This window comes from Bradyrhizobium sp. ma5 (assembly GCF_042258955.1).
Lineage (GTDB): Bacteria > Pseudomonadota > Alphaproteobacteria > Rhizobiales > Xanthobacteraceae > Bradyrhizobium.
Window position 1 is genome coordinate 2472235 of sequence record NZ_CP170156.1, and the last position, 18219, is coordinate 2490453.

Here is an 18219-nt window from a genome sequence, read left to right on the forward strand (position 1 = left end):
CGTGTCTTTTCTTGTTAGTACCGCAGCGGCCAGTGCACCCAGGTCCGCTTGATGTCGTGCCAGGCGCCGACCAGCCCCCTCGGCTGGAAGCGCAGGAACAGGATGATGACGAGGCCGTAGAGCATGCTCTTCAGCTCCTGCGCGCCGGTCGTGAAGGTCGCGTCCATCTGAGCGCTGAACAGGCTGAAGACGAGCCTGGTCACTTCCGGCAGCAGCACGATCAGGACGGTGCCGAGCACCGCGCCGAGCGCCGAGCCGAGGCCACCGACGATCAGGATCGCCAGCGCCTCGATCGAGAGCAGGAACGGAAAGCCTTCGACGCTGACAAAGGAGAGATAGATGCCGTAAAGCGCGCCGGCGATTCCGGTGATGAAGGCCGAGGTGACGAAGGCGAACAGCTTGTAGGCGTGCAGGTTGATCCCCATCACGCGTGCCGCGGTGTCGTTGTCGCGGATCGCGACGAAGGCGCGTCCGACCCGGCTGCGGCGGATGTTGAGGGTGGCGAACAGCGTCAGGGCTGCGAAAGCGAGGCAGAGATAGGTGAAGGCGGCATCGCTGTCGAAGCTGATGCCGAGGATCTCCGGCCGTTGCACCTGGATGCCGCGGGCGCCGTTGGTCAGCCAGCGCATCTCCAGGATCACCGTGTTGATGATGAAGGAGAAGGCGAGCGTGGTGATGGCGAGATAGAGCCCCTTGAGCCGCAGCGATGGTGCGCCGACGATCAGGCTGGCAAGCGCCGGCACCACGCCGGCGCCGAGGAAGCCGACCAGCGGCGGCATGTGGTACTTCGAGACCAGCACCGCATAGGCATAGGCGCCGGTGACGAGGAAGCCGACATGGCCGAGCGAAATGAGACCGGTGTAGCCGGTCAGGATGTTGAGCCCGAGCGCGCCGGTCGCCGTGATCAGGATGATCATCAGGAACGACAACGCGTAGGAGTTCAGCAGATGAGGCGCCGCGATCAGTGCCAGCAGCAGCACGGCCGACCATAGCCACACCGGCGGGGAATCGACCAGCGCGACCAGTTCGCCGTAGCTCTGCTTGTAGTCGCCGGTGCGCATCAGACCCTCTCGATATCGCGTTCGCCGAAGATGCCGAACGGGCGGACCATCAGCACCACGATGATCATGGCAAAGCCCGCGACTTCCTTCATGCCGGAGCCGAGATAGCCGCCGGCGAGGTTTTCGGTGATGCCGATCAGGAGGCCGCCGAGCCCGGAGCCCAGCACCGCATCGAGACCGCCCAGGATCGTGGCCGGAAACGCCTTCAGCCCGAGCTGGAACATCGCCGGCGACAAGTCGTAGGACAGTGCAAAGAACACGCCGCCGATGCCGGCGATCACCGAGGATGCGGCCCAGGCCAGCGCGTGGACCCTGGTGGCGCTGATGCCCATCAACAGCGCGGTGCGGTCGTCGGCTGCGACCGCGCGCATCGCGACGCCGACCTTGCTGTAGCGGAAGAACGCCCAGATCGCGGCAAGCAACGCCAGCAGCGTGACGATCACGGCGATTTGCCCGGTGCGCACGCCGATGCCGCCGAGATGCACGATACCGCGCCCCATGCCGATATCGAGCCCGTGCGGATAGGCGTCCCAGATGAAGTTGATCGCCGAGCGCAGGATCACGGCAAGCCCGATCGTGACCATCACGGTCGCGAACACCGGCTCGCCCAGCATCGGCCGCATCACCAGGCGCTCGATGACGAGGCCGAGCAGGACCGCGGCGAGGATCGCGCCCAGCGCTACGACGAACACATTGCCGCTGACCGTGGTCGAGATGGTCCAGGCGATGTAGGCCGTGATCATGGTCATCTCGCCCTGCGCGAAATTGACCAGGCCGGTGGACTTGTAGATCACCGCAAAGCCCATCGCGATCAGGCCGTAGATCGCACCGATCGCAAGCCCGGAGATCAAAAGCTGAATGAGATACTGCATTCAGCCCTCCGCCTGGTAGATGATGGCGAGCTCGCGCGCGAACTTCTTCTCGATCATGGCGCGGCGCACCTTCTGCGTGGCGGTGAGCTCGCCATCGTCATGGTCGAGCTCCTTCTCGAGGATGGCGAAGCGGCGGATATTCTCGACCCGGGCGAAGCGCTTGTTGGTGTCGCTCACGATCCGCTCGACCAGCTCGTGCACTTCAGGCAGCTGCGACAACGACTTGTAATTGGTATAGGCCAGCGCCCGGTCGCGCGCCCAGCGGCCGACATTGTCGTAGTCGACCTGGAGGATGGCGCCGAGGTACTTTTTGGCCTCGCCGACCACGATCGCTTCCTTGATGAATTCGGAATCCTTCAGCGCGTTCTCGATTTCCGACGGGGCGATGTTCTTGCCGCCGGCGGTAATGATGATCGCCTTCTTGCGGTCGACCACGGCGATCTCGCCGTTGTCGAGGATGTCGATGATGTCGCCGGTGCGCAGCCAGCCGCCTTGCTCCAGCGAAGCGGTGGAGGCCTTCTCGTCGAGGAAGTAGCCTTTGAAGACGCCGGGGTTACGCAGCAGGATCTCGCCATCGCCGTCGCACTTCCATTCGGTCTGCGGCAGCGGTACGCCGCAGCCGCCGATCCGGTGGTGGCTTTCCGTCTGGATGAAGGCGACGCCGCCGCTTTCGGTGAGGCCATAGCCCTGCGACACCGGCCGGCCGATGATGTCGAAGAAGCGCAGCGTCTCCGGCGAGATCGAGGCGCCGGCGCAGAGCCTGTGCCGGCTATAGGCGAAGCCGAGGTGGCGCTGCAGATTGCGGAACATCAGGAGATAGAGCAGCCCGTAGGTGGCACGATCGAGCCAGCCCTCCTTGCCGGCCTGCCGGCGATCCGACAGCGTGCGGCCCCAGGCGAGGCAGGCATTGGTGAAGCCCTGCCGCAGACGGCCGCTCTCGCCGAGCCTGAACAGAAAGCCCTGTTGCAGTTTTTCGTAGATGCGGGGCACGCCGACAAAGAACGTCGGCGCGATCTCGCGGATGTTGATCGCGACGGTGTCGATCGATTCGGCAAAGGAGACCGTGCCGCCGAGCACGAGATGCGTTACCGTGCCGTAGCAGCGCTCGGCGACGTGGCACAGCGGCAGATAGCTCACCGCTTCGAACGGCTTGTCAGCGATGCCGACGGTTTTGGCGTAAGCATAGGCGGCGTAGACGAGATTGCGATGGGTCAGCATCGCGCCTTTGGGCGGGCCCGTCGTGCCCGAGGTGTAGACGAGGATGCAGACATCGTCGGGCGCGCCCTGGCCGATCAGGCGATCGAGGGTAGCATCAGCCTCCGGGTTCGCCTCGGCGTAGCCCTTGCCGCGTTCGCACAAGGCGGCGAACGACGTCAGCTCCGGCTGCCGATAATGCCGCAGGCCCTTCATGTCGATGCAGACGATGGCTTCCAGATCCGGCAGGCCGCCATTGTTGGCCATCGCGTCGAGCACCTTGTCGGTCTGCTCCTGATCGCCGGTGACGACGATTCGGGCTCCGGAATGCTTGACGATATATTGCAGCTCGACCCAGGGATTGGTCGGATAGATGCCGACCGCGACCGCGCCGATCATCTGGGCACCGAGATCTGCGTAAAACCATTCCGGCGTATTCTCGCCGGCGATAGCGACCCGGTCGCCGGGCTTGATGCCGAGCGACAGCAGGCCGAGCGCGACCGCGCGCGCGGTCCCGTAGTAATGCTGCCACGAATAGGGATTCCAGATGCCGTAATCCTTCTCCCGCAGCGCCAATGCATCGCCATGTATGGCGGCGCGTTGCCGCAGCAATTGCGGGATGGTGATGGCGGCATCCGCAAGCGCCGCCTGCAGCGCGTCGGCGCCTGCCGCGGGTGCGCTGCGCGCGGCGTTGGCCCGCAGCGGCGGATGAGCGTTGCGCAGGCTGTCCATCGTCGACATCACGCGCCCGCCTTCATCGCTTCGGCGCGCTGGCCACCGAGATAGGCCTCCGCGACGGCAGGATCTCGCCTGATCTCGTCGGGCGCGCCTTCTGCGATCTTGCGCCCGAAATTCAGCACATGGATGCGGTCGGAAATGTCCATCACGATGCGCATCTCGTGCTCGATCATCACGACGGTGATGCCGAGCTCGTCGCGGATGTCGAGCACGAAGCGCGCGATATCCTCGGTCTCCTCCTGGTTCATACCGGAGACCATCTCGTCGAGCAGCAGCAATTTCGGCTCGCAGGCGAGCGCGCGGGCGAGCTCGACGCGCTTCTGCTGGCCGTAAGACAGCGTGCCGACCACGGCGTCCCTGATATGCTCGATCTCGAGGAACTCGATGATGTGCTCGACGCGCTGCCGGGCCGCGATCTCCTCCTTGCGGGTGCGGCCGAAGAACACCACGGCGTCCAGCACGGTCGAGCGCAGATGGGTGTGGCGGCCGGTCAGGATGTTCTCGACCACGGTGCCGTGCTTGAACAGCGCGAGGTTCTGAAAGGTGCGGCCGATGCCGACGGCGGCGAATTTCCATGGCGAAATGGTCGCAAGGTCGATGCCGTCGAAGACGATCCGGCCGCCGCTCGGCCGCAGCACGCCCGAGATCATGTTGAACAGCGTGGTCTTGCCGGCGCCGTTCGGGCCGATCACGCTGCAGATCTCGCCGGGGCTTACCTGAAGGCTGACATCGGCGACCGCCTGCAGGCCGCCGAAGCGTTTTGACAGGTTCTCGACCATGAGCAGCGCGGTCACGACAGCCACCGCTTGCGGCGCTTGTAATGCTTGACGTCGCGCAGGCTCTTGCGGCCGGTGGAAGAGACGCCGAGGTAGAACTCCTGGACGTCTTCATTGGCGGTGAGCCGCGCAGCTGTGCCGTCGAGCACGACGCGACCGGTCTCCAGGATGTAGCCATAGTCGGCGATGTCGAGCGCGCGCTGCGCGTTCTGTTCGACCAGTAGCACGGTCATTTTCAGCTCATCGCGCAGCCGGACAATCACCTCATAGATGCGGTCGATGATCAAGGGCGCGAGGCCGAGCGACGGCTCGTCGAGCGCCAGCAGCACCGGATCGGTCATCAGCGCGCGGCCGATCGCGAGCATTTGCTGCTCTCCGCCGGACATGTAGCCGGCGATCTGGTCGCGCCGCTCATGGAGCCGCGGAAACAGCGCAAACACCTTGTCGCGGCGCTCGCGCGCCTCGGCGCCGGTCCTGGTGTAGCCGCCCATCTGCAAATTCTCGTCGATGGTGAGCGCCGCGAACACGCGGCGGCCCTCCGGCACCTGCACGATGCCGCGGCGCACCAGCTCGTCCGGCGCGAGGCGATGCACCTCGTCATTGCGGAAGCGGATGCTACCGTTTTCGATCACGCCTTCCTCGGTGTAGAGGATGCCAGACATCGCCTTCAGCAGCGTCGACTTGCCGGCGCCGTTGGAGCCGAGCAGGGCGACGATGTTGCCCTCGGGCACCGTGATCGAGACATCGCGGATCGCCTCGATCGCGTTGTCGTAGACGATCCGGATGTTGCGAAATTCGAGCAGGCACTCCCGCGCCGGCGCGGCCTGGGGATTTGCTTGCGACGTCGGATGCGGGATCGTCGTCGGCATCGCGCTCAGACCCGGCCGACCGATCGGCGCGGGCGCGCGGCGAAGATCGCATCGGTCACGATCTTGGCGGTCTCGGCGCAAGCCTGGGTGCCGCCATTGCCATACTGCTTCACCGCGTCGCCGACGCACCACAGGCCTTCGATGCCGGTCTCGCGCGGCAGGTCGTAACCGGCGCAGCTGCGTTGCGCCGGCCAGTCGTCGCGCATCACCCGGATCGAGAGGATTTTTGCCTGGTCGAAATTCGCGAACTGCTCGCGAAGGTCCTCGAGTGCGAGCGCGACCTCGGTATCCGAGTCGAAATCGCCGAGCGCGGGCACCGGCACGGCATAGGCGACGTAGAGATGCCAGCCGGGCGGGGCCAGTTCGGGGCACGTGGCGGAAAGGTTCGCCATGTTGCAGAGCCGGCGCGTCTTGCCGAAGGTGATGATGCCGGGGTGGTTGATCAGCGGCTCGCGGCTTGCGACATTGATGACAATATTGGCGGATGGGCGCAGGTCGTTCTTCACCTTGGCGAGATAATCCGCCGGGAAAGCCTCGCTGCCGGCGAGCGCGACGGTTGCCTTCGGTCCGGCGTTGCTGATGACAAGATCGGTCTCGATCCGCACCTTCTCACCGTTCCGGAGCACGGTGACGCCTTCGACGCGGCCATTTGATGTGTGGATCGTGGTCGCCGGCGTTTCGAGCCAGATGTCGCCATTGCGCTTGATCGCGCTGCCGAGGCTGTTCCAGACGCCGATCGTGCCCTGCGGGCAGAAGCCGAACTTCTTGAAGGCGCCCTTGCTGGTGAAATAGGTGAGGAAGGCGCGGGCCGGCAGCTCGGCGGCGTTGCAGGCGAAGATTGCCGCGCAGAGATTGCGGAACAGCGCGTGCACCGTGGCGTTGCTGGTGTAACCCTTCAGCCAATCCTCGGTCGATTGCCGCCCGTCGGGCAGGTTGCCGGAACGGGCGTCGGCGAATTTCTCCAGGATGCGCGAGGCCTGTTTCGTGAGCTGCCCGAGCAACAGCGACCAGCCGCCGCGGCCGACATCGATCACCTTGCCGTCGATGAAGAACGAGCTCGCAGGCTCCGGCGCGCGGATATCGAGCGGCGCGCCGACGGTGTGGAAGGTCTCCTCGAACACGCCGCCGAACTCGATCGCGATCGCGCCGATATTGACCTTGAAGCCGTCGATCTCCTCGGTCGAGGCGCGCCCGCCGAGCCGGTCCTTGTCGTCGACGACGAGCGTATGCAGCCCGCCATGGGCAAGCCGCGCTGCGGCGCACAGCCCGCCGGCGCCGGCTCCGATCACGACAGCATCGACCTTCTGAGAATCCACGCGCAGCCTCCCTCAATGCCGCCGGGTTGGTCCCGACGTGCGCAATCCGCTTGCTTGATGGCAGGCACTTTAATATAATCCGACCGGTCGTTCAAATTATTTTTTGACGCAGGTCGCGCGTCATGGTGAGCGATGGAAGAGTTCTGGTGGATGGTGCCCGTAAAGGGGAGGAGGGCGCGGAGCGGCAGTAGTATAGAGAGACGGGTGCCGTCCGATTCCGGCGGCGCCGATGGTGCACGAGAGAGAATGTAATGGCGCGGACGCGCTCAGAAAATTACGACGAGATCCAGCGGGGCATTCTCACCACCGCCTGCGGCCTGTTCGCGCGGCAGGGCTACATGCGTGCCTCGATCGCCGACCTTGCGGACGCCTGCAAGCTGTCGCGCGGCGCGCTGTACCACTATTTCGACTCGAAGGAAGCGATCCTGTTCGCGATCCTCGATGCGCATATCCGCGAGATGATCGCCGATGTCGAGACCGCGATGGCCGGCAAGGCGGCGACGCTGGAGCAGTTCCGCGCCGCGATCCAGGCCATCGTCGCGCTCAATGCGCGCTCGAGCGACGAGCAGCGCGTGATCCTCAACGACCTCTCGTTCCTCGGCGAGACCGAACAGGATGCGATCAAGGCGCTGGAGCGCCAGTTGGTCGATACTATCGCCGATCTTTTGGTCACGCTCGACAAGGAAGGCAAGATCGTCAAGCGGACCAAGAAGATCTACAGCATGATGCTGTTCGGCATCCTGAACTTCAGCCACACCTGGTACGACCCGAAGGGCGGCGTCGACCCCGGCGAGTTCGCCGACATGGTGGTGGACCTGTTCCTGTACGGTTTCACCATGCCGGTGCCGGCAAAGGACGCCGCGCGGCCGCTGCGCCAGCGCGCGTGAGCTGGCGCGTTCTCGAGCGGCGGCGTCACCGTTGCAGGATGTGCACGTAGCAGACCGCGCCGACGCCGACCATATGCGCCAGCCCGATCCGCGCGCCGCGATGCTGGCGCGGGCCGGCCTCGCCGCGGAGCTGCATCACGATCTCGCCGATCTGGCCGATGCCGGTGGGACCGATCGGGTGCCCCATCGCGATCAGGCCGCCGGAGGGATTGATCGCGCATTGCCCGCCGATATCGAGCGCGCCGTCCTTCAGCATGCGAACGCCGTGTCCTTCGGGGCAGAGGCCGATGCTTTCGATGTAATGCAGCTCCTCGACCGTGAAGGCGTCGTGCAGCTCGATGATGTCGAGATCCTTCGGGGTTAGCTTGGCTTGCGCCAATGCGAGGTCGGCGGTCTCCTTGGTGAGCGCCGCGTCGAAGCCGGCGCCGGGCGGATAGACCCGTTCGCTGCGGCCGACCGAGGCCGTGGCGCGAATGGCGCGGCCGGCGTCGATGCCCAGTCGGCGAATGCCGTCCTCGGATGCGACGATGACGGCCGCGGCGCCTTCGCCAATCGGCGTGCATTGCAACGACGTCAGCGAGCCCGATACCCGCTTGCCGCCGAGCACCTCGTCGAGCGTGCGCTCCTGCTGCCGCTGCGCATTGGGATTCTTGGCGCCGTTGCGGTGGTTCTTCACCGCGACCCGTGCGATGTCCTCGGTCGAGGCGTTGTGGCGGACCGCGTATTCATTGGTCAGCAGCGCGAAATGCGTGAAGGGGACGATGGCGTCCTCGGCGAGGTGACCGAGGCCGGTGTCCGGACGCCGCACCGGATTGCGCTTGTCGACGCCAATTGCCAGCGCGACGTCGGAGATGCCGCTTGCGACCTCGATGCAGGCGTGGCGGAACGCAGTCGATCCGGAGGCCGACGCATTTTCGACATGCATCAGCGGCGCGCCGGTCGCGCCGAGATGGCGCAGCATCGGCCGTCCCGACGCCATGCCGAGCAGCGCGGTCGCGACATAGGTCGATTCCACCACAGGCCATTCGATGCGCGCATCTGCAAGCGCGGCGCGGATCGCGGTGAGGCCGAGCTCCACATAGGGCGTCTCGCTCGGGTTCTGATAGCGATGCCAGCCGATGCCGACGACATAGACCGGGCGCAGCTCGTTGAGTGATCGTGTCATGTCAGACCTCCGGACCAATCAGGATGCGATGCTGAAGCGGAGATCGAGCACGGTCTCGCCGCTCTCGCTCTGTCCGACTGCGATGAGCCTGCCGGTCACGCGCCGGCCCGGCGCGACGGGCGCGCTGTCCTCGGCCAGCAGGGTGCGGATCACAGGCCCGTCGTCGAGCGCGACCTTGACGATGGTGAAGGGGGGCAGGCGGTTCTTGTCGGCGTGCAGGTGAACGGTTGCTTCGGCGAGTAGCGTTCCATCGGCCGAGAGCTCGCAAGGCGTCAGCGCGTCGCCATGGCTGCCGCAGCGCTCGCAGCCATACGTCTGCATCGGGAAGAAGACGTATCCGCAGCGGCAGCGGCCGCCCTTGAGGCGGGCCGTCACCTCCTTCTGGTGGCCGGGCGCCGCGGAATACAGGCTTGGTTTCAATAGTTTGTTCGGCTGCATGCGTTTCCTCCAAGAAACTTGTTGACCGACCAACAAACATTATTCTAACTTGAATGCAAGCAAGAAGTCGCCGCACGGCAAAGGGAGCGAAGCTGAATGGCACGAGCAGTTCGACGCGCGCAGGAGCAGCGAGACGACGCGCCCGTGTCGGTGTCGCGGCGGACCCAGGTCGAGCGGCGCGATGAAGCGGAGCGGCGGATCCTCGAAGCGGCCGCGCTGATCGTGGCCGAAAACGGGCTCGAGGCGATCACGTTGGCGGAGGCCGGCGAGCGCGCCGGCTACAGCCGCGGTCTGCCGTCGCACTATTTCAAGACCAAGGCCGATCTGCTGTCGGCGCTCGGCACCTACATCATCGAATCCTTCATCACCGAGCGCCGCGCGTCCGCACCGGGACTGACCGGCTACGACAGCCTGCTTGCGTCGTGCCGATACTACTTCGTGATGCCGGCGCGGAATCCTGCCATGGCGCGCGCCTTTCACGCCGTGCTGGCCGGCGCGCTCACCGTGCCGCCGATCACGGCTACCGTGGCGAAACTCAATCGCGAAACGCGAGGCGAGATCGCCGCGGCGCTGCGGGCGGGAATGGCCGAGGGTCGGTTGCGCGCGGATATCGATCCGGAGATCGAAAGCGCGCTCATCCACGCCACGCTGCGCGGATCGGTGGCGCAGTGGCTGGTCGATCCGGAGGGACTGGATCTCGAGGTCATCAGCGCGCACTTCATCGCGACGCTGGAACGGAGGCTGACGAAATGAGCATCCTGCCGAACAGCGTCGAATACTGGGCCGCCAATCGCCCCGACGATGTCGCCTTCATCGAGGGCGATCACCAGATGACATGGTCGCAGCTCAACGATGCGGCGAACCGCGTTGCGCATGGCCTCGCGGCCCGCGGCGTCGTCGCCGGCGACATCGTGGTGCTGCGGACCCAGATCCGGATCGAGTGGCCGATCCTGAGCGAGGCGATCGGCAAGCTGCGCTGCTCGCTGCTCGGCCTGAACTGGCGGCTGACGCCGTCGGAGACGCAGTACGTGCTGTCCAACAGCGGCGCCCAGGTCATGGTCTGCGACGATGATGATCCGACGGCGCTGAAGCCCGCATTCGAGGGCTTGCCGATCAAGCTGGCGGTCTCGATTGGGACGGTGTCGCCCGGCTTCGTCGCATTCTCCGAACTGCTCGACACGCCTGCCGAGCCGCCGCTGCATTCCACCGGTCGGCCGCCGCTAATCCTCTACACCTCAGGCACCACGGGCCTGCCCAAGGGCGTGGTCTCGGCGGTGCAGCCGGGTGTGCAGATGGATCAACGCACCAGCGAATATCTCAGCGACGTGGCGCAGACCCGGCGCGGTCAGCCGGGCGGCGTCTCGCTGCTGACGCTGCCGCTACATCATGGCGCCGGCCCGTCGCAGGTCTGGGGTGCGATCCATCTCGGCAATCCGGTGATCCTGATGCGCCGCTTCGATCCGGAAGGCGCGCTTCGCCTGATCGCAAGGCATCGCGTCACCAACTGGACCGGCGTGCCCACCATGTACAAGCGCCTCGCGGCGCTGCCGAAGGATGTACTCGACGCCTACGACGTGTCGTCGATCCGTGCGCTGTCGGTCGGCGCAGCGCCAGTGCCCTACGAGCTCAAGCGCTGGATCATCCGCTATTTCGGCTCCGGCGTGCTCGGCGAAGGCTACGGCGCGACCGAGGTCGGCATGATCAGCTTCCTGCCGCCCGAGATGCAGGAGCGCAAGCCCGGCTCCAGCGGTCGCCCGCACAAGCACGTCGACATCTCGATTCGCGATGCCGAGGGGCGCGAGTTGCCGCGCAACCAGTCCGGCGAGATCTGGATCAGGACGCCGGTGACGATCCGCGCCTATCTGAACGGCAAGCCGCTCGGAACCGACACGCGCGACGACGCTGGATATTTCCGCGTCGGCGATGTCGGGATGCTGGACGACGACGGCTATCTGTTCATTACCGATCGCGCCAAGGACATGATCATCGCCGGCGGCGTCAACATCTATCCGGCCGAGATCGAGGCCGCGATCCTCAGGCATCCGGACGTGCAGGACGTCGCTGTCATCGGCATCCCCGACGACGAGTTCGGCGAGCAGGTCAAGGCGTTCTGCGAGCTGAAGCCGGGCCACATCACCGACGAGGCCGCGATCCTCGCCTTCTGCCGCGAGCATCTTGCTTCCTACAAGCGGCCGAAGACGCTGTCGATCGTCGATGAACTGCCACGCAACACCATGGGCAAGCTGCTCAAGCGCGAATTGCGCGAGCCCTACTGGAAGGGACGGGAGAGAAACGTATGAGTGATATTCTTGATCTGAACGGCAAGGTGACGCTGATCACCGGTGCGGGCCAGGGCGTCGGGCGCCAGATCGCGCTGCATTTCGCCGCGCACAACGCGGCCGGCATCGTCGTCAACGACTACTTCCTCGATCGCGCCGAGCAGGTCGCGCGCGAAATCAACGCCGGCGGCGGCAAGGCGGTCGCGGTGCAGGCCGACGTCACCGATCTCGCCTCGGTGAAGGCGATGGTCGGCAAGGCCGAGCAGGCCTTCGGCCCGATCGACGTGCTCGTCAACAATGCCGGCAACGCCGGCGCGACCCCCGATCCCGATGCGCGCAAGCCGTTCTGGGAAACCGGTCCGGAGGTCTGGAACAGCTTCATCGGCGTCAATCTCTACGGCGTCATCAACTGCGCCTCGGCCTGCATCCCGCAGATGATCGAGCGCAAGGGCGGCCGCATCGTCACCATCATCTCCGATGCCGGCCGCGCCGGCGAGGCCGGCCTCGAGGTCTATTCGGGCGCAAAGGCGGGCGCGGCGGGCTTCACGCGCGCGGTCGCGCGCTCGCTCGGCCGCCACAACATCACGGCCAACTGCGTGGCGATTGCCGCCACCTTGACGCCGGCGATCGAGGCGCGGCTGAAGGCCGATCCGGAGCGGCAGAAGAAGATGATGGAGAAGTACGTCATCCGCCGCCCGGGCCTGCCGTCCGACGTCGCCAACATGGTGCTGTTCCTCGCCTCCGATGCGAGCGCGTGGATCACCGGCCAGACCTATCCGGTCAACGGCGGCTTTACCTTCGCATTGTGAGGCGCATCGATGACCACTGAGAATGAACAGGTCGTTCTGACCGAACGGCGCGGCCACATCCTGGTCGTCACGCTGAATCGTCCCGAGGCACGCAACGCCTGCAACGCTGCGCTGGCGCGCGGCATCTCCGATGCGATGGATCTGCTCGACGCCGAGGATGCGCTGTTCGCTGGTGTCATCACCGGTGCGGGCGGCAACTTCTCGGCCGGCGCCGATCTCAAGGCGGTGGCGCGCGGCGAGCGCGGCGTGACCGAACGCGGCGGCTTCGGCTTGTTTCGCCGGCCGCCGCGCAAGCCGCTGATCGCGGCCGTCGAGGGCTATGCCGTTGGCGGCGGGCTCGAGCTCTGCCTGTCCTGCGATCTCATCGTCGCCGCGCGGGACGCCAAGATGGGCCTGCCGGAAGTGCGGCACAATGTCGTTGCCATCGGCGGCGGCCTGTTCCGGCTGCCGAAGCGGATCCCCTATCACGTCGCGATGGAGCTGGCGCTGACCGGGCAGTTCAAGGGCGCGGAGTACTTTGAACGCCTCGGCCTCGTGAACCGGCTCGTCGAACCCGGACAGGCGCTGGAGGCGGCGGTTGTCTTCGGCAACGAGCTCCTCGTCAACGGCCCGACGGCGCTCGCCGCATCAAAGGAGATTATCTTCCAGGCCGCGAATTGGACCGACGAAGAGGGGTGGACCGCGCAGGGGCCGATCGCCGAACGCGCGCTCAAATCCGAGGATCGCAACGAAGGACTGAAGGCGTTCGCCGAGAAGCGCAAGCCGGTCTGGAAGGGACGCTGATCATGCTGGCCGCTGCCCGCCGGAGCGCACTTCCCGCTACGATCGCAGATCGGCTTCGTCTGCCGCTGATCGCAGCTCCCATGCTGCGCGTCTCCGGCGTTGATCTCGTGACGGCGGTCTGCCGCTCAGGCGCGATCGGCGCATTTCCGACCGCGAACGCCCGCTCGGTCGAGGAGCTCGACGCCTGGCTTACCCGGATCGAGTGCAATGTCGCCGATCTCGGCCGGCCGGTCGCGCCGCATTGCCCGAACCTCATCATCCGCCAGCCACGCTTCAAGGACGATCTCGCCTGTCTCATCCGGCACAAGGTCGAGATGGTCATCACCAGCGTCGGTTCGCCGGCGGCGGCGGTTCAGCCGCTGCATGACGTCGGCTGTCTTGTGTTCGCAGACATCGCCTCGCTCCGTCATGCCGAGAAGGCGATCGAGGCGGGCGCCGATGGTTTGATCCTGCTCACGGCGGGTGCCGGCGGGCAGACCGGCTGGGCCAATCCGTTCGCCTTCGTGCGCGCGGTGCGCGCCATGTTCGACGGCCCGGTCGTGCTCGCGGGCGGCGTGACGGACGGTACCGCGCTCGCCGCGGCGCGGCTGCTCGGCTGCGATCTCACTTATATGGGAACGCGCTTCATTGCGGCGCGCGAGAGCATGGCCAGCGAGGCCTATCGGCGGATGCTGGTCGACAGCACACTCGACGATATCATGCTGACGAAGGCCTTCACCGGCCTCGATACCAGCATGCTGCGGCCGTCGATCGTCGCCGCGGGCCTCGATCCCGCAAATCTCGACGAGCAGGTGTCGGAAGCGCGCGCGCGCGAAAAGTTCGGCGGAAAGAACGACGCGGCAGGACCGCGGCGCTGGGCGGACGTCTGGAGCGCGGGTCATTCGGTCTCGGGCGTGCAGGCGGTGACGGGGGCCGCCGACATCATCGACGAGGTCGCCGCGCAATATCGCGTGGCATTCGAACGAGGCGCCGCATAAGGCGTCCAATCCAGTGGAGGAAACCGATGAAGACGATCAGCCGTCGAACGCTGCTCGGGACGGCAGCTTCTGGCCTCGCGGCATCCATTGGCGGCAAGGCATTTGCCGGCGCCTCCTATGATCCCGGCGCCAGCGATCAGGAGATCCGCATCGGGCAGTTCGGACCGCTCAGCGGCCCGGTGTCGTCGTTCGGCGTCCTCGCCAACGCCATGGATGCCTATTTCCGCATGCTGAACGAGACCGGCGGCATCAACGGCCGCAAGATCAAGTTCATCAACTATGACGACGCCTACAGCCCGCCGAAATCGGTCGAGGCGGCGCGGCGCCTGGTCGAAGGCGACGAGGTGCTGTTCATCGCAGGCGCGATGGGAATGCCGGGCAACATCGCCGTGCAGAAATACATGAATGCGCGCAAGGTCCCGCAGCTGTTCCTTGCAGCGGCCGCCAGCAAGCTGTCGGACCCGGCGGCCGATCCGTGGACCATGGTCGGCGGATCGACCTACGAGATCGAGGGAGGCGTCGTCGGCCGCTACATCGCCGCTACCATGCCCGATGCGAAGATCGGCCTGCTGTATCAGAACGACGATGCCGGCAAGGCAACGCTGGCAGGGCTGAAGTCCGGTCTGGGCGCCAGGACCGCGCAGATCACCTCCGAGCTGAATTACTCGGTCGGCGACCCGACTATCGATTCCCAGATCGTCCAGATGAAATTGTCCGGCGCCGACGTGGTGTTCCTCATCACGATCCCCAAGATGGCGAGCCAGGCGCTGCGTAAGATGGCTGCGCTCGCGTGGCGGCCGCGGATCTTCCTCGGTGCCGGCAACGCCTCGGTGCGCGCGACGTTGCAGCCCGCGGGTTTCGAGACCGCGCAAGGCATTCTCGCGTTTGCGACACGGATGGACCCCGGCAATCCGCTCTGGGCCGACACGTCGGACATGAAGCAATACATGGCGTTCCTCGACCGCTACGTCCCGAACGCCGATCGCGCCGACGACCTCTACGCCATCGGCTACACCGCCGGGGCAACCGCCGCCCACGTCATCGGGCAATGTGGCGACCAGCTGACGCGGGCCAACATCCTGCACCAGGCGACCAACCTGAAGAAGTTCGCCGCCCCGCTGCTGATTCCTGGGATCACCCTCAACACCACGCCGAGCGACTATGTGCCGATCAAGCAGTTTCAGCTGATGCGGTTCAAGGGCGAGGCCTACGAGAAGGTCGGCGGGTTGCTCACCGCGGCTTGAGGCTACGGCCGTCCGCCGTCCCTGCCGATCACCTCTTCTGCACATCCTTGTGAAGGACGTGACACCCTCCCGCGCGTAACGCGCGCGGGGCGCGCTGCGTAATCCTGCCACGAACGCCGTAACCGCGGCTGACGGCATCGCAGCAAGGGAAGAAACATCCGCATGAATCTATCGTTCAACATCGCCGAACAGGGCGAGGGGTCTTATCGTCTGCTCGCGATCCTGCGCTGGGTCATGGTGGTGATCTTCGTGTCGTTCGGCATGCAGAAGTTCACGCTGCAATCGGCGCAAGGCATCGCGCAATTCATCAGCAACAGCCCGTTCGTGTCGTGGCTGTCGGTGTTCGGCCTTCGCGGCGAGGCCTATGTGCTCGGCGTCACGGAGTTCGGCATCGCCGTGCTGCTCGCCGCCGGCGCGTTCAGCCCGATCCTGTCTGCAATCGGGGCATTGATGGGCGTGATCACCTTCGCGGTGACCTGGTCGTTCTTTTTCACGACACCCGGTGTGGTGAAATGGAGCCTGTCGACCGACCCGATGGCCTGGAACCTGGCCGGCGAGTTCCTGTTCAAGGACATCGTGCTGCTCTGCGTCTGCCTGGTGCTGCTGCTGGCGTCGTTGCCGGGGTCGATCGTCAGGTCGAAGACCAGATAGGCGCGCGCGCCGCGCGTTCGATAGTTAAGGCATGCTTAACCACGGCATCGCGTGCGTCCTGCATCGGGAACAGGACAATCCGTCGCAGGCAGCAGTATCTTGTCAATCGAATCTCATGGGCCTACGCAACCCTTGATTGACGAATTGTTGCTAGAAAGAAACCATCCCCGGTTGGGAGCGGATTGTGACGAAGCCAGACATATCGGCGGCGAGCCCGGCAAGCGTCGGCATTTCCTCTCTGTCGAAGCACGCTCCCCGTATTTTCAAACGCGCAGCATTTTTTAGTTCCATTGCAGTTCCCGCGCCGTGGCTGGAGTGGGAGGGCGGTCGCGATCGTGATTTCCGGGTGTGACCGCCGGAACAGCGATCGGGCCGCCCGTTCCCCAGCGGAACCGGCAACGGTGCAAAACGCGCGATCGTGAATTCGGACGTGTGGGTTCCATCGCTAGGATCGCGATGTCGCCATCTCGCGATGGCTGAACAGGTCCTGCGGGTCACATCGCAACATCGTCCAGAATTCGTTCTGCATGAGACAATGGCTCTTGAGACAACGGCTGTTCGCCCGGATCGCGGCGGTCCTGCTCGCCCTTGCCGCCAGCATGCTGACGGCGGCGCGGGCTGATTCCGACATGGATGCGCAGATCAGGGACATCGTCACGACGGAGCTGGGGCCAACCGCGACCGCGGCCGATCCGGGCGGCCTTGCCGCGGCGGTCTATGCCGGGGGCCGGCTCGCCTTCTTCAACTACGGTCTCGCCGACACTACGGCCAAGCGGCCGGTCACCTCGGACACGCTGTTCAACCTCGCCTCGCTGCGCAAGCTGTTCGAGGCGACGCTGGTCGCGCTCGGCACCGAGCGCGGTGAATTGCGGCTGGACGATTCCGTCGGCCAATATCTGCCCGAGTTGCAAGGCAACTATATCAGCCGCATCACGATCGGCGAGCTCGTCAACCATACATCGGGGCTGCTGCTGCCGACCGATCATCCGCCATGGCCGAACGAGACCTACAGCCGCGATCAGTTCATCGCGATGCTCAATGCCTGGACGCCCCCGGCAGGAGAGCAGCCGGGCAAGCAGCGCATCTACAGCCATGCCGGCTATGTCCTGCTGCAGCTGGTGTTGGAGCAGCGCTATCGCATGCCGATCGCGACGTTGATCGAGCGCCGTATCCTCAAGCCGCTCGGGATGACTTCGACCTTCGTTCCGGATCGTGGCGAGGACAATCGCGCGGCACTGGCGCAGCAGATCATGCAGCGCATGGTCCAGGGGTACTCCCACGACGGCGCGGTGATCGGCCCGCCCGGCAATCAGCAGAGCTATTACGATTTTCCCGGCACCGGCCAGATGTTCTCGTCGGCGCGCGATCTCGGCATTTTACTGCGCGCCTGTCTCGACGGCGCCGTGATCGATCCCGAACTGCGCGCCGCATTGCAGATGACCATGCACGAGAGTTTTCGTGTCGATGCGAAGTTCGGGCAGGCGATGGCGTGGGAGCATGTACGGCTGGACGGTGTCACCGTCATCGACAAGCCTGGCGGCCTCAACAATGCCTCGGCCTATATCGGCCTGGTCCCGGCGCATAGGTTCGGCATCGTGCTGCTCGCCAATCGCGGCGACTATCCGCACGAGATCGCGCGCTACAGGATCCTGCCGGCACTCGCGGATCTCATCAAAACCCAGATACATTAGCGGTGCGGCGTGCCAATCGGATGACACGGCCTGCGCGGCCGGGCAGGGGATGCATGCAAAAATCGTCGTGGCGCAGAACCGTGATCGGCTATATAAACCGGTAGCTTCTTCTCCTACTTGAAGAGGCTGATATGACTGATTTACAAAATTCTGATTTGCACGCTCCTGATCTGCATACTTGGCTTTCGCAACAGCCGCACGGTTTGCGAACCTTCAGGACCTTCCAGCAAAAAATCGAGACCCTAGGCAAGGACGACCCGGAGCAACGCGGCGTTTGCCGGCTTCTGAGCGGCCTCGTCGGCAATTACGTCGAAATCTTCGACGAGGAGCCGCTGCCGGTCGCGATCGCCGACCGCGCCTATGGCCGCCTGCTCGATCTCGTCGCGAGCCTTGATCTCAAGGGCAATCCCGACCGCCGCCTCGCCGACATCAACCGCATCGCGTCCTGCGATCTGTTGAACTGATCGCG

At 65.3% G+C, this 18219-nt stretch carries 18 protein-coding genes; 10 read left to right on the forward strand and 8 right to left on the reverse strand.

Going from position 1 to position 18219, the window contains the following annotated elements:
* Nucleotides 1-14: 14 nt before the first annotated feature.
* The 6 genes from ACE103_RS11415 to ACE103_RS11440 are packed head-to-tail and all read right to left on the reverse strand — an operon-like array spanning nucleotide 15 to nucleotide 6826.
* Entirely contained in the window at nucleotides 15-1061 is a 1047-nt protein-coding gene (locus ACE103_RS11415) for a branched-chain amino acid ABC transporter permease (RefSeq protein WP_375779487.1), read from the reverse strand.
* Complete coding sequence (locus ACE103_RS11420; RefSeq protein WP_375779488.1) at nucleotides 1061-1933, reverse strand: branched-chain amino acid ABC transporter permease; 873 nt, start codon at nucleotides 1931-1933, stop codon at nucleotides 1061-1063. Before ACE103_RS11420 ends, ACE103_RS11415 begins: the two co-directional genes overlap by 1 nt.
* On the reverse strand, nucleotides 1934-3868 hold the full coding sequence (locus ACE103_RS11425; protein WP_375779489.1) for an AMP-dependent synthetase/ligase: 1935 nt from the start codon (nucleotides 3866-3868) through the stop codon (nucleotides 1934-1936).
* Nucleotides 3868-4659, reverse strand: a complete 792-nt coding sequence (locus ACE103_RS11430; RefSeq protein WP_375779490.1) for an ABC transporter ATP-binding protein — start codon at nucleotides 4657-4659, stop codon at nucleotides 3868-3870. The genes ACE103_RS11425 and ACE103_RS11430 overlap by 1 nt, the downstream gene beginning before the upstream one ends.
* A complete protein-coding gene (locus tag ACE103_RS11435; RefSeq protein WP_375779491.1) occupies nucleotides 4656-5510 on the reverse strand; it encodes an ABC transporter ATP-binding protein in 855 nt (284 codons plus the stop codon). The genes ACE103_RS11430 and ACE103_RS11435 overlap by 4 nt, the downstream gene beginning before the upstream one ends.
* Before the next feature lie 5 nt (nucleotides 5511-5515).
* A complete protein-coding gene (locus ACE103_RS11440; RefSeq protein WP_375779492.1) occupies nucleotides 5516-6826 on the reverse strand; it encodes a phytoene desaturase family protein in 1311 nt (436 codons plus the stop codon).
* A 251-nt stretch (nucleotides 6827-7077) separates the two neighbouring features.
* On the opposite strand from ACE103_RS11440, the gene ACE103_RS11445 reads away from it, so the two are divergent.
* Entirely contained in the window at nucleotides 7078-7713 is a 636-nt protein-coding gene (locus ACE103_RS11445) for a TetR/AcrR family transcriptional regulator (RefSeq protein WP_375779493.1), read from the forward strand.
* 25 nt (nucleotides 7714-7738) lie between these two features.
* Here the strand turns inward: ACE103_RS11445 and ACE103_RS11450 are convergent, their stop codons facing one another.
* Nucleotides 7739-8878 carry a thiolase family protein gene (locus ACE103_RS11450; RefSeq protein ID WP_375779494.1) on the reverse strand — a complete coding sequence of 380 codons (1140 nt, stop codon included), beginning with the start codon at nucleotides 8876-8878 and terminating at the stop codon, nucleotides 7739-7741.
* 18 nt (nucleotides 8879-8896) lie between these two features.
* A complete protein-coding gene (locus ACE103_RS11455) occupies nucleotides 8897-9316 on the reverse strand; it encodes a Zn-ribbon domain-containing OB-fold protein (protein ID WP_375779495.1) in 420 nt (139 codons plus the stop codon).
* A 96-nt stretch (nucleotides 9317-9412) separates the two neighbouring features.
* On the opposite strand from ACE103_RS11455, the gene ACE103_RS11460 reads away from it, so the two are divergent.
* From ACE103_RS11460 to ACE103_RS11500, 9 genes are all read left to right on the forward strand, one after another.
* Nucleotides 9413-10069 (forward strand): TetR/AcrR family transcriptional regulator, encoded by a 657-nt coding sequence (locus tag ACE103_RS11460; RefSeq protein ID WP_223969939.1) that lies wholly within the window; start codon nucleotides 9413-9415, stop codon nucleotides 10067-10069.
* The gene (locus ACE103_RS11465; RefSeq protein ID WP_375779496.1) at nucleotides 10066-11616 is read left to right on the forward strand and encodes a class I adenylate-forming enzyme family protein; all 1551 of its coding nucleotides are present in this window, start codon (nucleotides 10066-10068) and stop codon (nucleotides 11614-11616) included. The genes ACE103_RS11460 and ACE103_RS11465 overlap by 4 nt, the downstream gene beginning before the upstream one ends.
* Nucleotides 11613-12404, forward strand: coding sequence for an SDR family NAD(P)-dependent oxidoreductase (locus ACE103_RS11470; RefSeq protein WP_375779497.1), 792 nt, complete (start codon nucleotides 11613-11615; stop codon nucleotides 12402-12404). The genes ACE103_RS11465 and ACE103_RS11470 overlap by 4 nt, the downstream gene beginning before the upstream one ends.
* 9 nt (nucleotides 12405-12413) lie before the next feature.
* Entirely contained in the window at nucleotides 12414-13187 is a 774-nt protein-coding gene (locus ACE103_RS11475) for a crotonase/enoyl-CoA hydratase family protein (RefSeq protein ID WP_375779498.1), read from the forward strand.
* A 2-nt stretch (nucleotides 13188-13189) separates the two neighbouring features.
* Nucleotides 13190-14164, forward strand: coding sequence for an NAD(P)H-dependent flavin oxidoreductase (locus tag ACE103_RS11480; RefSeq protein WP_375779499.1), 975 nt, complete (start codon nucleotides 13190-13192; stop codon nucleotides 14162-14164).
* Nucleotides 14165-14190: 26 nt separating this feature from the next.
* On the forward strand, nucleotides 14191-15408 hold the full coding sequence (locus tag ACE103_RS11485) for an ABC transporter substrate-binding protein (RefSeq protein WP_375779500.1): 1218 nt from the start codon (nucleotides 14191-14193) through the stop codon (nucleotides 15406-15408).
* Between the two features lie 162 nt (nucleotides 15409-15570).
* Nucleotides 15571-16059: a DUF417 family protein gene (locus tag ACE103_RS11490; RefSeq protein WP_375779501.1), complete on the forward strand. Its 489-nt coding sequence runs from the start codon at nucleotides 15571-15573 to the stop codon at nucleotides 16057-16059.
* 527 nt (nucleotides 16060-16586) lie between these two features.
* Nucleotides 16587-17750, forward strand: a complete 1164-nt coding sequence (locus tag ACE103_RS11495) for a serine hydrolase (protein ID WP_375779502.1) — start codon at nucleotides 16587-16589, stop codon at nucleotides 17748-17750.
* 131 nt (nucleotides 17751-17881) lie between these two features.
* Entirely contained in the window at nucleotides 17882-18214 is a 333-nt protein-coding gene (locus ACE103_RS11500) for a hypothetical protein (protein ID WP_375779503.1), read from the forward strand.
* Nucleotides 18215-18219 lie beyond the last annotated feature (5 nt).

Bases quoted from the DNA above. Each gene is read 5' to 3' on its own strand.
- ACE103_RS11415 (WP_375779487.1), bottom strand. From the start codon at position 1,061: ATGCGCACCGGCGACTACAAGCAGAGCTACGGCGAACTGGTCGCGCTG.
- ACE103_RS11420 (WP_375779488.1), bottom strand. From the start codon at position 1,933: ATGCAGTATCTCATTCAGCTTTTGATCTCCGGGCTTGCGATCGGTGCG.
- ACE103_RS11425 (WP_375779489.1), bottom strand. From the start codon at position 3,868: ATGTCGACGATGGACAGCCTGCGCAACGCTCATCCGCCGCTGCGGGCC.
- ACE103_RS11435 (WP_375779491.1), bottom strand. From the start codon at position 5,510: ATGCCGACGACGATCCCGCATCCGACGTCGCAAGCAAATCCCCAGGCC.
- ACE103_RS11445 (WP_375779493.1), top strand. From the start codon at position 7,078: ATGGCGCGGACGCGCTCAGAAAATTACGACGAGATCCAGCGGGGCATT.
- ACE103_RS11450 (WP_375779494.1), bottom strand. From the start codon at position 8,878: ATGACACGATCACTCAACGAGCTGCGCCCGGTCTATGTCGTCGGCATC.
- ACE103_RS11455 (WP_375779495.1), bottom strand. From the start codon at position 9,316: ATGCAGCCGAACAAACTATTGAAACCAAGCCTGTATTCCGCGGCGCCC.
- ACE103_RS11460 (WP_223969939.1), top strand. From the start codon at position 9,413: ATGGCACGAGCAGTTCGACGCGCGCAGGAGCAGCGAGACGACGCGCCC.
- ACE103_RS11465 (WP_375779496.1), top strand. From the start codon at position 10,066: ATGAGCATCCTGCCGAACAGCGTCGAATACTGGGCCGCCAATCGCCCC.
- ACE103_RS11470 (WP_375779497.1), top strand. From the start codon at position 11,613: ATGAGTGATATTCTTGATCTGAACGGCAAGGTGACGCTGATCACCGGT.
- ACE103_RS11475 (WP_375779498.1), top strand. From the start codon at position 12,414: ATGACCACTGAGAATGAACAGGTCGTTCTGACCGAACGGCGCGGCCAC.
- ACE103_RS11480 (WP_375779499.1), top strand. From the start codon at position 13,190: ATGCTGGCCGCTGCCCGCCGGAGCGCACTTCCCGCTACGATCGCAGAT.
- ACE103_RS11485 (WP_375779500.1), top strand. From the start codon at position 14,191: ATGAAGACGATCAGCCGTCGAACGCTGCTCGGGACGGCAGCTTCTGGC.
- ACE103_RS11490 (WP_375779501.1), top strand. From the start codon at position 15,571: ATGAATCTATCGTTCAACATCGCCGAACAGGGCGAGGGGTCTTATCGT.
- ACE103_RS11495 (WP_375779502.1), top strand. From the start codon at position 16,587: ATGAGACAATGGCTCTTGAGACAACGGCTGTTCGCCCGGATCGCGGCG.
- ACE103_RS11500 (WP_375779503.1), top strand. From the start codon at position 17,882: ATGACTGATTTACAAAATTCTGATTTGCACGCTCCTGATCTGCATACT.